Origin of the sequence: Coleofasciculus sp. E1-EBD-02 (assembly GCF_040218245.1) — a bacterium.
Taxonomy (GTDB): domain Bacteria; phylum Cyanobacteriota; class Cyanobacteriia; order Cyanobacteriales; family Coleofasciculaceae; genus Coleofasciculus.
The window spans coordinates 33,704-48,411 of record NZ_JAVJQN010000021.1; the positions used below are offsets into that span (position 1 = coordinate 33,704).

Consider the following 14,708-nt stretch of genomic DNA (forward strand, 5'->3'; position numbering starts at 1 on the left):
CTGCTGGAAATTAAACAAGGAGAATCATAATGGCGATTAACGCCGAAAAACTAGGAATGATCATCAAAGACTTTGCTTCAGCCGCCTCTGATGTGGAAGGCGCTGCGATAGTCACTCCCGATGGTTTACCTCTGGCGACGACGTTACCCAGTGGAATGGATGACGAACGAGTCTCTGCAATGTCGGCGGCGATGCTTTCCTTAGGGGAACGGATTGGTAAAGAATTAGTTCGCGGTACCATTGACCGTATCTATGTCGAAGGTGATCTGGGTTTAAGTATCCTCACCAGTTGTGGTGAAGATACCGTGTTTCTGGTTCTGGCGACGAAAACGGCGAAGCAAGGGCTGTTGATGCTGGACATCAAGCGCACTCTGGGTGAATTGCGGATGGTTCTGTCTTAATGGATTCGCCTATCTAGGTAGTTATACAGATCCCCGACTTCTTGGAGAAGTCGGGGATCTTGCTTATTTGGATTGAGGGGAAGTGGACGCTGATTAACATTTCTTAGTAAAGTGAACAGATGTCCAGATACTTATTTTGAAGTTAGCCGAGCGTTTATGAGAAGCATGGCATAAAAGTATAAGAAATGTTAACAATGTTGATCTAGGGGATGGGTCATCGTCAAAAGATGAAGGCGTCAAAGGCTTACCGTTTAAGGATTTAGAGGTTACGCAGTGCAGTCATATCTATCGATAGGAAGAGACAAACTAGGATCGAGGCTTGACCTTAATTGTTGGTCTAATCCTCTGAGCGATCCATAAATAGTCTACCCTGATTGTAAATTTTTTTAAAAAAAAGCTCATTTCTCCGGAGAAGTTCACTATACTGGTTTTTACCTTCGTAATTTCTTACATTACAGAAATTGATTAAAGGTTTGTTACATAAAGACCATTTTTTACCCCCGATAGGAGGAACGTCCATGGAAATGACAACCCGTGAAAACTTCACAAAGACGTATTCATTCAACCAAAAGGTCACAGGCTTCTTAATTTGGACATTTACCCTAACCGTAAGTCTCTTAGTGGCAGGGTTTCCGCTGATTGTCTTAATGGTGGCGCTTGGAGCAATTATGGCGATTTCCTTACAATCACTTTTGCCGATTAGTGCCGTTTTGCTCGTCGCCGTTGGTTTGATTGGCGCGAATGTTTTTGGCATTTTGTTCGGCGCTGCCGTATTAACCTTTAAGGGCGTCAATCCGAAGGAAGTCCGTTGGTTAAGCTGGTTACATGGTGAGCAGAATATTCTTCATAAGTCAATTTTTGCAGCTTGCCCACTCACCTGTGATTATGAAACTACAAAGTAGTACTCAACTGAATGTTCAAAAATTTGTCAACATAGCTGAATATACGGAGTAAGTTTTTCATCAAAAGGTAGTGTGGCCCGGTTTTAACCGGGTTTTTTCATGGGTTGGTAAGTAGGGGCTGCTGAATAAGTGGTGAGGTGAGGGGGAGATGGGGGAGATGGGGATGTCCTAACGTGTGTGCGTAGTGCTATATCAATGATAAATAAAAACTTTTTCTGGTTTTAACTAAAAAACAAATACTTAACTGGGTTGGCAATTATCCAGTTATCGCCTTAGGCTTTAGATACGATACAGCTTGTTAGAGGCATATAAGTAGTCGGACTTTTATTCAAGTTAACGGTTGAGATGAGGATGGAACAGGGAGCAGTAAGGGGAGTATCCTGTTGTAGACAAGGCATTACCTAAAGTAACGCAATTGCAAGGATTTTATCCCCCCTTTGAAGAGCCAACGTACCAACTTGGGATGCTCCCACAGTAAGGATTTGAGGGGTGTTAATATTTCTGAGTACAGCGACCAACTTTATGTCCAGGTACTTCCTATAAGTCTCAATTTCTCAAGTAATAAAATTTTCTAGCTAGTGCAAATTGGTAAATATAAGCGACCCCCTCATTGACCAAAGAGTTGATCTCTTCTAGGTCACTTAATGGGTTATGCATTTATTTTTTGACCTGCAATCTTTGCAAATAAGGAGTCTGGGCTTCAAAAATATATAGTGTTTTAAGCTGTTCAGCATTTAAACCTTAATGTCAAGAACTGCGAAATTATTGTTGTAGTGAGAGCATCTTGCTCACTACCTATACTCAATTTAAATCCATGACAGCATAGCAAAGATTGACTACGTATATTTGGTAATTAAAGTTACCAAATACAGGACGGTCATGAATTCAATAATTTTCCATAAAATCTGGACATCTTCAATAAAAATTTATATAAAGAAACCGGATATTATCTTACTTAGACAGAAAGATGAATTGGAAGGAACAAACAACGTTTGTTTCATAAGTCTTAGACTACCCCGTGACTAAATCTGAATCCTTAAAATGTATTAGGAGCAAAAACATGCCGATTGATTCTGACAAAATGACCCGTATTTTGCACAATTTTGTCTCGAAAATCTCTGATGTTGAGGGAGCTGCCGTGGTAACTCCAGATGGTTTGCCACTTGCATCCAGTTTACCCGGTGGTATTGATGATGTGCGGGTATCTGCCATGTCAGCTACGATGCTGTCTCTGGGCGAGAAAGTTGGAGCTGAACTTGCGAAGGGTGGCATGGATCAAATCAGCGTTGCCAGTGGCGAAGGGTTTAGCATTTTGACCAGTTGTAGTAACGATGCTGTTTTAATCGTCCTCGCCGGAAAAGATGCCAAACAGGGTGTCTTACAGTTAGAGATTCAGCGTGTCGTTGATGACTTGAAAGTGGCGATGAGGTAGTCATTTAGTCCATTGATAAATAGACTAATCTAGTGAAAAAATTGTAATTTTCATCATCCAAATCTGAAGCTAAGATGTAGCCTGGGTTAGTTTTTTAACTCAATTAATAAGTGGATATAAATGAAAATTACAATGATTTTTCAAGTAAGTCAGCACAACTATTTTCAGAAACGATGGGTTTTAACCTGAGTTAAACATGGGTTGACTGACTCAGTGTAAATCAAGGTATTGCATCTCCAGTACAGGGACATCAATCAAAAAACATCTAGGACTGGACTCGTTGGCAGCATCAAATTAACCCAACGTTTATCAATCAGTCAACTCAAACGATGTACTGTAGGAGAAGTTACAGCGATGAAATGGAAAGCGTTCATTGCCGAATTTATTGGTACGTTTGCCTTAATCTTTATTGGAGTCGGCGCGATCGCGGCAAACCATATCACCGAAGGAAGCGCCGGACTAACGGGTATCGCTCTAGCTCATGGATTAACCATTGCGGTTATGGTTAGCGCCACAGCCGCCGTCAGTGGTGGACATCTCAATCCCGCCGTGACATTTGGAGCATTGCTAACCGGTAAAATTGATCCCAAAAATGCGGGTGGATATGTTCTTTTCCAGTGTTTAGGTGCGATTTTTGCCGCTAGTCTGATCAAACTGAGTATTCCCATTCAGGTTCTCAGTGCCGTCAGTATGGGGACGCCAGCACTGGGATCAGGAATTAGTCCAATTGCTGGAGTGGCGATGGAGTTTTTTCTGACGTTTTTTTTAGTGTTTGTTATCTTCGGTACCGCCATTGATCCTCGCGCTCCCCAAGTTGGGGGCTTATTTATTGGCTTAACCGTAGCCTTAGATATTCTCGCAGGAGGTCCCATAAGTGGGGGGGCGATGAACCCAGCACGACATTTAGGACCAGCTTTATTAGGCGGAGGACTTAGTAATATTTGGGTGTATTGGGTGGGTCCTTTATTAGGGGGAGCTGCAGCGGCTTTACTGTACGAACTCACTTTGGCAAAATCTTAAAACTTGTCTACCTCAGCAGCGGGCGATCCGAGTAAATGGAGTGAACTTCAGGTGTTTATTAATCTCAGCGGATCGCTCCTACAGCCGCCAAATCGTTAAACTAAATTTGGCTTAATTAAAGCCTGATTTATTTGACTGTGTAGATTAGATATTTTTTAGTTAGTTTAATAAATTTTACTCGGGCTTTTTAGCGACTTGTAAAATTATATACTTAACTAGAAAATGTCGCTACAACTAATTGATTGATTCAATAACTTACGCTAATGTGGTGTATAAAAAATCTATGAAAACTTTACGAGCCGTTGTCGCTGGACCTGTTAGTTCGGGCAAATCTACTTTTGTGAAAACCGCTAGTGAGAAGAATTTGATAGAAACCGAATGTTTATCAACTGATTCCACATCCTTATTGAAACCACAAACGACTGTTGCCTTTGACTTTAGCCGTCTGATCCTCAGTCCGGAAATGGAAATGCATATCTACGGCACTCCTGGTCAATCTCGCTTTGATTTCATGTGGGATTTATTAATTAAGAGAGCTGAGGGTTATATTCTGTTAGTGGCAGCCCACCGTCCGGACGATCTTCCATCGGCTCGCGAGATTCTTGTCTATATGCATCAGCGCGTACAAATCCCCATGATCGTTGGTATAACTCATACCGATTGTCCAAATGCCAGGTCTGTAGCAGAAATTATCGATGCTTTAGATTATCTGGATAAAGAAAAATCCCCAATCGTGATGACGGTTGATCCAATGAATAAAACCTCTGTACTTAAAGTGGTAATGAAGCTTAAATCTATTATCTTGGGGGAGATTGACGGAAAATAAATTTATTTATTGGAGATATAATTTAAGAAAAATTTTGAGTAATCTAATGCTTAGATATGGCGGTTTACAAAAAATTGAGTCAGGATATATTTAAAGGATCGCCTATGTTTTTATTAGCGTAAAATACGGTTCATTTAAATAGACCGCTATCCGTCTGTATTCCCCGTAAGATTAAATTTATACGCCGCTTATATTCAGGGTAACTAAGCCAGAGTAGTCATGATGTTTAGCGATAAACCATTGGAGCAATTCATGAGTGGAAATAAATCAAGGTATGAACTACACTTTCATGGTCTAGTGCAAGATGCAGTGACAGTTAAACCCAGTCACGCCAAGCAGATTTATCAAGAAAGTTTGATTCAGCCTATTTCGATCTATCAGTTACCGCTGCAACTGGCTGATTTTACGGGTCGTCAGGAGGAACTCGAATGTATCACCAGTGTGCTAAGACGGGCAACCTCCGGTCAAGAATACCAGACGCCGATCGCAATTGTCACGGGTGTCGCGGGTGTGGGCAAATCGGTTTTAGCGGTGCAAGCGGCTTATCAGTTACAATCTGAGTTTCCCGATGCTCAACTTTATATCAACCTGCGTGGCAGTGAAGGGCAACCTCTCGACCCCTTAGATGTACTCGCGGGGTTTCTGCGGATTTGGGGTGTGGAGGATCGGTCAATGCCTCAAAGTTTGAGTGAACGTTCTCAACTGTATCATTCGGTGATTGCCGGGAAACGAGTCTTAATTATCCTGGACAACGCCCGCGATGAGTTTCAGATTCGTCCTTTGCTACCCCAATGTTCCACTTGTGCGGTGCTAATGACGACTCGCCGCCAGATTAAGGGGTTGGAGGAAGCGACGATTGTTAAGTTACCAGTGATGAGCGAACCCGAGGCGCGATCGCTGTTGGAAAATTTTATTGGTGCAGATGCGATCGCGGCTGAACCAGACGCTACTCAACAGATTATGGCTCAGTGCAATTATCTGCCGTTGGCGCTAAGAATTACAGGCGGGTTTCTGCGCCAATTCCCCGACTGGAAACTGGCGGATTATGTGAGCAAGCTGAAGCATGAAAAACAGCGACTGACAAAAATGCAGCTGAGTGATTTGTCGGTGCGCCCCAGCCTGGTGCTGAGTTATCAGTCACTGGATGAACCCTCGGCGCGTTTGTTCCGCTTACTGGGACTTTTAGTCGGTGTCAATTTTACGGCTGATGTTGTACCCCAGTTGTTAGAGGTTGAGCCGATCATTGCCCAGCAATCCTTTGATACCTTGGTGGCATGGCAGCTTGTCACGCCAGTGACACCAGGGCGCTACCGCTTCCATGATGTGGTGCGCCTGTTTGTCCGAGGACAGCTAGCACAGGAGGAAGCTGCTGATGTCCGACAAGCGGCTCGATTGCGGCTGAGTCGCTGGTATTTGGAAAAGGCTCTCATTGTGGATTTAGCAATTAATCCAGAAACTCGTCGCCAGTTTGTCCAATCCTTGGTTAAGGATAAGAAGGATAAGGATAAAGATCAATGGTCTACCGAGCGTCATTCGCTGTTGATGGCTCTATACTGGTTTGAAATTGAGCGACCTAATATACTGGCGTCGGTGGAGTGGGCGCATCAAGCGGAGGTATGGGATGTGGTGGTGTCCCTCGCTCAGAATTTGGTCAACTTCTTTAATACTCATGGGTATTGGAAAGACTGGGAACGCACTCATGGATTGGCGTTGGCAGCCAGCCGAGAATTAGGCGATCGCGACAAAGAGGCGCAGACGCTGATTAACTTGGGGAATGTGTATTCCTTAGCGGGTCAATGGGAGAAGGCAAATCAATGCTATCAGCAGAGTCTGGGTATTTTTAAGGAGTTGAGCGATCGCCCCGGAATGGCGAAGACGTTGAATAATCTGGGGAATGTGTACTTTCAGCAACAGCAGAACCAAAACGCGATCGATTGCTATCAGCAGAGTCTGTCCATTTTCAAGGAATTAGGCGATCGCAACCGAGAAGGTCAGACATTAGCCAATATGGGCATTTACTATGCTCGCGATAATCAACCAATACCAGCTATTCGATTATGGCGAGATTCGTTGACCAAACTTGACCCAAACTTACCCAAGTTTCAACGAGTCGCTGAATGGTTAAAGTCGATTCAAGGACAAAGCGTTGAAACCTATTCTCCCGCTCAAACGCCTCAGTCTCAGCGTCTGATTCTGTATTGGGGGAGCGCATTTATTCTCGTGATTAGTTTGATTGTGTCTATCGTTATGCTAAGGGGGTGAACCATCGAAGTCGGGAAGCACAATGGACGTTAATGGTTGAGATTAGTGAACACCTCGGACTTCGGCGTGAGCGCGGACCCCTGAGCCTGTCGAAGTTCAGTCGAACGCTTACCTCGACGGTCAGTGAGCCTAGTCGAACTGCGCTCGGTAACACGCTCGGTGTGTCACAGGGAACAGGGAACAGTAAGGGTTTGAGGCTTGTTTACAAAACAAGCGTGGGCGTGCTGTTTTCTTTTGTCCGACTATTTAACATTTCTTAGTACAGCGGACAGAAATTCTGTCCAGATACTTATGTGCCAATCATAAACCGTCTGCCCTTTGGCTTACGTCTTCGTCTAATTGCAAATATTCATACTTTTATCATAAAACAAGCAGACAATACTCTAGAAAAATTGCTAAAACTAGAGAAGACTCTATTTTGACACTTACCCTAAAATCCAGATCAGAGAAAAATATGACCCTGAACGCTTATGATTTTTTGCAAAAGATGGAATATCGGATTCATTTCACTGAAACCGATAAATCCCTCTTGAAATCCCAGGCTGATTGGGGAAAAGAAATTGCACCAGAGGTAGCCGAACAGTTCTACGCCTACTTAGGCAGCGATCCAGAAATGAATGCCATTTTAAATCACACACCTGATCGCATCCATCGGCTCCGGGAAACCTTTATTCAGTGGTTCTACGAAATGTTTACGGGTATGGATGACTGGGGTAATGCTTATGCTGAACGTCGTTGGCGGATTGGCTTAGTACATGTGCGAATTGGCATCGGACCTCAACATGTTGTTCCGGCGATGGCAACGGTGATACGAGATATAGACAAACGACTCAAAGCCAATGACAAACCTGCTGAACTGCAAGAAGCACTCAGTCGAATTTGTATGATCGATTTAGCCTTCATTGAGCAAGCCTACATTGAAGTCAGTTCAGCCGCCGTACTTCAAGAAACAGGCTGGACTGAACGTCTATTTAAGCGACTCATTGCCGCCGGAGCCAGTTCCGTCTAAATGGTTAGACAACACTAAAGGTTAGCTAATTAATTTCGGGTGTAGTGTAATTCCGGGTAATTTTATATTTTTTTACAGCGGTGTGCTGTAAGTAAGTTACTCGCTTAACGGATCTGACATTCATAAACTTAGGTGAAATACTGCGGAGAAAAGTATAATGGAAACAATGCGTCTTGTCGTAACCGGAACAGTGGGTGCTGGTAAATCGACGTTTGTACGAACCTTTAGTCAAACGACAGTAATTGACACAGAACGCAAAGCGACAGATAACACATCGCTAATGAAGAAACGCACAACGGTTGCTTTCGATTTCGGGACACGCATTTTAGGTCGGGATATGGAGTTACAAGTTTATGGGACTCCCGGTCAATCGCGCTTTGATTTTATGTGGGATTTATTGATTCGTCGCGCTCATGCCTATATTTTACTGGTGGCAGCCAATCGTTCTAGCTCTTTCAATGATGCTCGCGAAATTATCTCGTTTATGAACAGCCGAGTCCAAATTCCGATGATAATCGGTCTAACTTGTATGGATTTACCTGGCGCTTTGGGACAAGAGCATGTTGCCTTTGCCCTCGGCTTTATGAATGACAAAAACCGACCGCCCATTGTTACACTAAATCCTAATGAAAAAACGTCAGTTTTTGAATCATTGATGGTGTTAATGGCTCACCAGTTGTTACAAAGTAGTAAGAGCAAAGGAAATGCAGCCTTGGGAAATGTGGGAGGTAGTCGTCAAGCTGAACCCCTGAAGTCAAGAACGAAGTATCAGTGGCCCAAGCAACAGTTTTCATCAGGGCTATAGGATTTGATCCCAAGTTGCGTTCTAACCTGTCTGATGAGAGCGAAGCGAAGAATCTGGTCTGAACCTGAACCATCAATGGTGAAGACAGTAGAAAATGGCTATCCTTACTACCCCAGCCAAGACGCTGGGAGGGATAGCCGTTTTTGGGTGACGTCCCAGAAAGCTAGACTAAGGTATGATGAAGAATAGACTTGTCTTAGCAAGGGTTAGCTGACTTAGTTATGCGATCGCAGTTGCTCCTTCTCCCGTCGGCAAAATTTGGCTAGTGCAGTGGGGCGGTCAGTACTGACCGCCCCACTGCACACCCCTATACTGCTCGGCTAAGAAGAGAGTTCAAATCAACATTTTTTTGGATCATGACGGGGCGCATCTTGCCAGAAGGCGAACAATTGAATTTATCAGGTGAGGACATTTCTGGGTCTGACTTCAATATTCAGCAGGCTCAAGAGGTTATTTATCAATTTTTGATCAAACTTGTTCATCACAATCCCCCAGAAACTGTATTACAAGAGTTTCGCCAATTATTTATATCTGGTAAAGAGCCGAGTGAGCCTCATGTAAAAACGGCACTTGATACAATTATTGCCAGCAAAAATGACAAAGAATTCAGAAATACTTTAAAACGATCTTGTTATATCTTAATTAATAACTGGTCTTCAAAACGCAGTTATGATTTTATTCAAAACCTGATTCACTTAGTTGGTGATCCTCCGCTGAAGCCGACAACTCTATCCCCTTCCATGACTCGGCTAAAAGGGTATGTTGCTAATTTTGTTGATAGCCACGATTATCAAGAACTGAAATTATTTTCGGCTCCCTATACGGCTGAATCTGAAGCCGAACAACAGCACTGGAGTCATCGGTATACATCTTATTTATTAGTTCCCCAATATCTGGACTCTCGCAATCCAATTGAACAGCGAGAAACTGCCAAAAATCTATCTAGACGGCTGAGGAAAAAATTTAAGTTCGATCTAGCCATGTATACGGCTCGATATGATTCTCCTAATTTTAACTCCGAGAAAAAAATTAGTAATCCAACTCGTCTAGGTCCTCACGTCATCCAACTGATTAAAAAAATAAGCTCTCGGCAACTATTGGTTAATTGCCGAAGTTATGCTGATCATTTAAACCAATATGTTACAAATAAAGACTACCAAGACTTTAAACAGGATTTAAAAAAGTATTTGTTGTTTTTAATTAACACTCCCGTTTATTCGGAAATACTCGATCAGTATTTATTTGCTCGATTAGATAGTCTTTATGAAAATCATCATCTCAAACCGATTAGTGGTGACTTACTACTACGAACATGTCGGCGAATGATTGAGGTGCTAACAACTGAAGATGGTCGAGAACCTTCGACTCTATTTATTTTGTTAACGAATCGTGGCAACCCTTTAACCTTAGTCGTGATTCTCTTGAAAATTATTTTAATTTGTAAATATGCTCAAACGCATCTTGATGTGTGTATTGCCCAATTAATTCGATATTACGAAAATTCTACTGAAAAAGACTGTCAGTGGCTGATTAATTTCTTGGAAGTTTTCAAGATTATTTTTGCTATTTGTACCGAAGACACTCAATATAACATCGTTAAACTTAGTGATAATGACGATGAGCCAGATGCTTATGTTATGGATCTTGATAACTATCGCGTCTTTTCCCAATTGAAAGGAACGGATCTGCGGAACGCTGATTTAAGAGGAACAGATATCCGTTATATGGATCTGAGAGCAGCAGATTTACGGGAGGCTGATTTGGCGGGGGCTGATTTGAGCAAAGCCGACTTGAGTCTTGCCAAACTTAGTCAGACAAACTTAAGCGGTGCCATGCTTGATCACACGGAGTTAAGCGGTGCGATACTTCAAGATGCTAATTTGAGCGGTGCGAGTCTCAGTGAAGCAAATCTACGTTGTGCTGACCTGCGACAAGCTAATCTATGCTGTGCAATTTTAAAGAGCGCTAAACTGCGTCGTGCTAATCTCCAGCAAGCCGATCTGAGTAGTGCTGACTTAAGTAAGGCTAGCTTGAATTCTGCGAATCTAGTGAATGCCAACCTGCGCTATGCTGATCTGAGCAATGCTGATCTCAGTAAAGCCAATCTTAAGGATGTAGATCTCAGGGATGCTAATCTTAGATGCGCTCAACTCAATTGGACTCAGCTAAACCACGCCAATTTAAGTAGTGCTAACTTGGATCGGGCGGATCTCAGTTATGCCAGTTTGTGTCATGCCAATCTTCAGAAAACGAACTTAACTCGCACAGATTTGAGTAATAGTAACCTCAGTAGAAGCGATATGAGTAAAGCTTTGCTACGTCACGTCAATTTGACGGGTGCAAATCTCAATCACGCTAATCTTCTTGGTGCCAACCTGTTTAATGCAAATCTCACGGATGTGAAGGTTAAGGGAACTCGATTTGGAAATAATTCTGGACTCTCTGAGCCAATGAAGCGAGAACTCAAACAACAGGGTGCAATTTTTGGATAAGTAGATGGGAAAATTTAAAGTTAACGGTGAGGATCGTCATTGGTCATTGGTCATTGGTCATTTGTCATTCATCCTTTGTAAATTCTCTCTCCCATCTCCCTCATCTTCCCCATCTCCCCCATCTCTTTTATCTCCCCTGTACTCCTGCTCCCCAAGATGCTACGGATTTTGGTTACAATAAATGTTTCCGATAAAGAATATTTTGGGAAAAGGTTAAACTAGAGGCAGAGACTGTCGCCGCTATGGAGCAGTAGAGACAGATAACCACCAGGATTAGCCAACTCAGATTTTGCCTATTTTATGGAGGGGCGCATCATACCAGACAATCAGCAAATCGATTCTTCGGCTGATGGAGAATCAAAGCAGCAACGGATTCAGCAAGCTCAGGAGGTTATTTTTCAATTCCTACTCGATCGAGTGGAAAATGACCCTCCTGAAACTGTTTTGCAGGACTTTAAGCAGTTATTTTTTTCCAGTGAGTGTACACAAAATCCAGATGTCGCTCGCTCAATGTATGAGCTGCTTGAGCAAAAGAATGAGCAAGAATTCAGAAATACTCTGAAGCGGTCTTGCTATATTTTAATTAACAATTGGTTGGCAAGTCGGCGATCAGACTCGATAGAGGAGTTGATTCAAACGCTGGCTAAGGTAGACTCAGTTAAATCTACTGTATCTCAGACCCTGAATCGTTTGAGAACGTGGATTGCTAATTTTATTGAAAGCCAGGATTATCAAGAACTTAAAGTCTTTACCTCAAGCCGTACCGAACGTCGAGGGTGGAGTCATCGCTATGCTTATTATTTATTGTTACCGCAATATTTAGATTCTCAAAATCCAGTTGAGCAGCGAGAATTAGCTAAGAAAACGGCAAAACGGTTAAAAGAGAAGTTTAAATTTGAGCTAGCAATGTACACCGTGCATTGTAATTCGCCAACCTTTAAAAAAGAACCGCCCCCGAATCCCACTCGACTGGGTAATGGAATCATTCGTCTGCTCAAACAACTGATATCGCGTAAGTTTCTGCACAGTTATTCCCATACGGCTGATGTGTTTGTTCAGCAGAGCAAAACGCTGACTTATCGAGACTTTAAGCAGAAATTACTCGACTATTTACTCTTTTCAACGAGTCCTCATCAGTCGATTGATTTTTTCAAAAGGACTCTGACCGAAAAACTAGAGATGCTCTATGAGTCATACAATGACGAAACGACGACCATGGAGTTATTACTGCGGACGTGTCGGCGCACCTTGGAATTTTTAACCACAGAAAATGGGCAGGAGCCCTCCCCGCTCTTTATCACTCTCACCAGCCAAGGTAGTCCTCTGACAATTGTAATTCTCCTGCTCAAAATTATTTTATTGTGTAATTATGTTCGCACTCATTTAGATAATTGTATTGCCAATCTAATTCGCTATTACGAAAAATATCCGGAAACAGAATGTCGATTTTTTATTCATTTTTTGGACATTTTCAATGTTGTCTTTGCCATTTATACCGAAAACGTGCAATTTGATGTCGTCAAAATTAAGAAGGGCGAATCAGCGGTTTCTGAGTTGGAGGCATACCGCATTTTCTGCCAATTGAAAGGCGCTAATCTACGCGGGAGTGATCTCAAGGGGGCTGACATTCGCAATAGTGATTTGAGTGCTGCCGATTTGCGGGAAGCCAATCTCAGCAGTGCTGATCTGAGTGAGGCAAATTTGAGTCTGGCTAAATTGGGGGGTGCTAATTTAAGTAGTGCCATACTCATGGGGGCTGATTTAACGGTTACTGACTTGAATTCTGCCAATCTCAATGGCGCTAACCTAAATAACGCCAATCTGAGTCGTTCAAACTTGCAAAACATTAATCTGCGTCGCGCCAGTTTGATTGGGGCGAAACTGCGACATACCAACCTTCAACAGGCGGATCTCAGTCATGGGAATTTGAATCAGGCAATTCTCACGGGTGCCAATCTCAAGAATGCCAATTTACGACAAACTAGCCTCCAGTACGGGGATTTAAGTGAGGTGGATTTGAGTGAGGCGAACCTGAGTCAGGCGAACTTAACAGGTGCAGACTTACAGCGCAGCCAATTGGATCAAGCGACTTTAGCCGGGGCGATTTTAGAACAGGTGAATCTGAGCGAAGCCAGTCTATTCAGAGCCGATTTGAGCCAAGCGAATCTCAGCAATGCTCAACTGAATCAGGCGATGTTAAGGGGAGCCAATTTAAAGGAGGTGCGATTGCGTCGTGCTATCCTCAGTCATGCTAATTTAGAAGGGGCAAATCTGAGTCGCGCTGATTTGAGTCGTGCTGATTTAAATCATTTAAATCTCAGGGGAGCCGATTTGAGTCATACGTTTCTGCGTCATGTAAACTTGACGAATGCGGATTTGAGACAGGCAAATCTCACAGGCGCGAATCTTTTCAATGCTAATCTGAGTGGTGTGAAAGTTGAGGGAGCGATATTTAAGCAAAATGCGGGCTTATCTGCTGCTCAGGGGCGAGAATTAGAACAGCGAGGAGCTACGGTTGAGTTTAGTCAGCTAAAATCGCGCGATCGCAATGTCTGGCGAAATCCTGTTCCTCCATATCCCTTATTGCCTAAATTGCCTAACCAATCGGACAATTAGTGAATCTCCCATTTAGTTGTAAAGTATATCACTTATACTCTTGACCAATCCTCTATTTGCAATTCTTTAATTTGTCCAAAATCTGATGTATTGCGAGTAAGTAATATTGCATTGTTCACAAGAGAAATAGCGGCAATTTTTAGATCCATATTGCCCAGACGTGGATATGTTTTTCTCAAGCGTTGGTGTTCTAGACCAGCATCACGATTAAATGGAATGACCACAATCGAGCGATAATTATCTGAAAGCTGTTGTAGCCCTTGATATGCCAGTAGCTGCTCGTCTAACGTTTTTGCCCTAGATATTACACTGAGACGACCTCTAACTTGTTCTTCGTAGGTAATGATGGTGACGGCAACCTCTGCTGCTTCAACGGTTGCCAACTTTGCTAGAATGCGTCTGCCCTCTTGCCCATTACGCTGGATAAAACTGAGATGATCGGTGTCGAGAATGTACATCGTAAAGCGCTAGGAAAGCTACTCAACAGATTGCCGCCATTCTTGACCCAGACGAACTGCTTCATCAAATGTGGAATCATTTTCAAAGCTGCCTGCCACTTTCATCCACCAAGGAGTTTCCTGCTGAAGCAAACCAGCAAGTAGTTGCTTCAACTGGACTAGCTCTGACTCTAAGGCTGCAACTCGCGCTTCGAGACCTTGAGAGCGGTTGTCAAGTTGCTGGGATGTCATAGTTAAAGAGGTGGTAGTTCGGAATTATTGCCGTATTATAGCAAGCCCGCTTTCTCTGAATCACGGCGAAATTAGCCTTGCCACCAAAAATGGGCTGCGATCGCAATGTCTGGCGAAATCCTGTTCCTCCATATCCCTTACTGCCTAACCAATCTGAAAATTAGTCATTTGTCATTAGTCATTTGTCATTAGTCATTTGTCATTAGTCATTTGTCATTAGTCATTTGTCATTTGTCATTTGTCATTCGTCATTT

Annotated in this window: 12 protein-coding genes; 10 read left to right on the top strand and 2 right to left on the bottom strand. The window is 43.0% G+C overall.

Annotated features, from left to right (window positions below):
* The first annotated feature begins 29 nt into the window (after nt 1-29).
* From RIC07_RS03505 to RIC07_RS03550, 10 genes are all read left to right on the top strand, one after another.
* Nucleotides 30-401, top strand: coding sequence for a roadblock/LC7 domain-containing protein (locus RIC07_RS03505; protein ID WP_446393293.1), 372 nt, complete (start codon nt 30-32; stop codon nt 399-401).
* Nucleotides 402-919: 518 nt separating this feature from the next.
* Nucleotides 920-1,303 (top strand): hypothetical protein, encoded by a 384-nt coding sequence (locus RIC07_RS03510; protein ID WP_446393294.1) that lies wholly within the window; start codon nt 920-922, stop codon nt 1,301-1,303.
* A gap of 1,060 nt (nt 1,304-2,363) precedes the next feature.
* Entirely contained in the window at nt 2,364-2,735 is a 372-nt protein-coding gene (locus RIC07_RS03515; RefSeq protein WP_446393295.1) for a roadblock/LC7 domain-containing protein, read from the top strand.
* A gap of 354 nt (nt 2,736-3,089) precedes the next feature.
* A complete protein-coding gene (locus RIC07_RS03520; protein ID WP_446393296.1) occupies nt 3,090-3,755 on the top strand; it encodes an MIP family channel protein in 666 nt (221 codons plus the stop codon).
* Between the two features lie 283 nt (nt 3,756-4,038).
* A complete protein-coding gene (locus tag RIC07_RS03525; RefSeq protein ID WP_446393297.1) occupies nt 4,039-4,581 on the top strand; it encodes a GTP-binding protein in 543 nt (180 codons plus the stop codon).
* Between the two features lie 252 nt (nt 4,582-4,833).
* The gene (locus tag RIC07_RS03530) at nt 4,834-6,843 is read left to right on the top strand and encodes a tetratricopeptide repeat protein (RefSeq protein WP_446393298.1); all 2,010 of its coding nucleotides are present in this window, start codon (nt 4,834-4,836) and stop codon (nt 6,841-6,843) included.
* Between the two features lie 454 nt (nt 6,844-7,297).
* Nucleotides 7,298-7,852 (top strand): protoglobin domain-containing protein, encoded by a 555-nt coding sequence (locus RIC07_RS03535; protein WP_446393299.1) that lies wholly within the window; start codon nt 7,298-7,300, stop codon nt 7,850-7,852.
* Nucleotides 7,853-8,009: 157 nt separating this feature from the next.
* On the top strand, nt 8,010-8,657 hold the full coding sequence (locus tag RIC07_RS03540; protein WP_006102094.1) for a GTP-binding protein: 648 nt from the start codon (nt 8,010-8,012) through the stop codon (nt 8,655-8,657).
* Nucleotides 8,658-9,013: 356 nt separating this feature from the next.
* Complete coding sequence (locus RIC07_RS03545) at nt 9,014-11,149, top strand: pentapeptide repeat-containing protein (RefSeq protein ID WP_446393300.1); 2,136 nt, start codon at nt 9,014-9,016, stop codon at nt 11,147-11,149.
* Nucleotides 11,150-11,449: 300 nt separating this feature from the next.
* Nucleotides 11,450-13,765: a pentapeptide repeat-containing protein gene (locus tag RIC07_RS03550; RefSeq protein ID WP_446393301.1), complete on the top strand. Its 2,316-nt coding sequence runs from the start codon at nt 11,450-11,452 to the stop codon at nt 13,763-13,765.
* Between the two features lie 32 nt (nt 13,766-13,797).
* On the opposite strand, the gene RIC07_RS03555 is transcribed toward RIC07_RS03550, so the two are convergent.
* Nucleotides 13,798-14,223: a type II toxin-antitoxin system VapC family toxin gene (locus RIC07_RS03555; RefSeq protein ID WP_446393302.1), complete on the bottom strand. Its 426-nt coding sequence runs from the start codon at nt 14,221-14,223 to the stop codon at nt 13,798-13,800.
* A gap of 18 nt (nt 14,224-14,241) precedes the next feature.
* Entirely contained in the window at nt 14,242-14,454 is a 213-nt protein-coding gene (locus tag RIC07_RS03560; RefSeq protein WP_446393303.1) for a hypothetical protein, read from the bottom strand.
* Nucleotides 14,455-14,708: the final 254 nt, after the last annotated feature.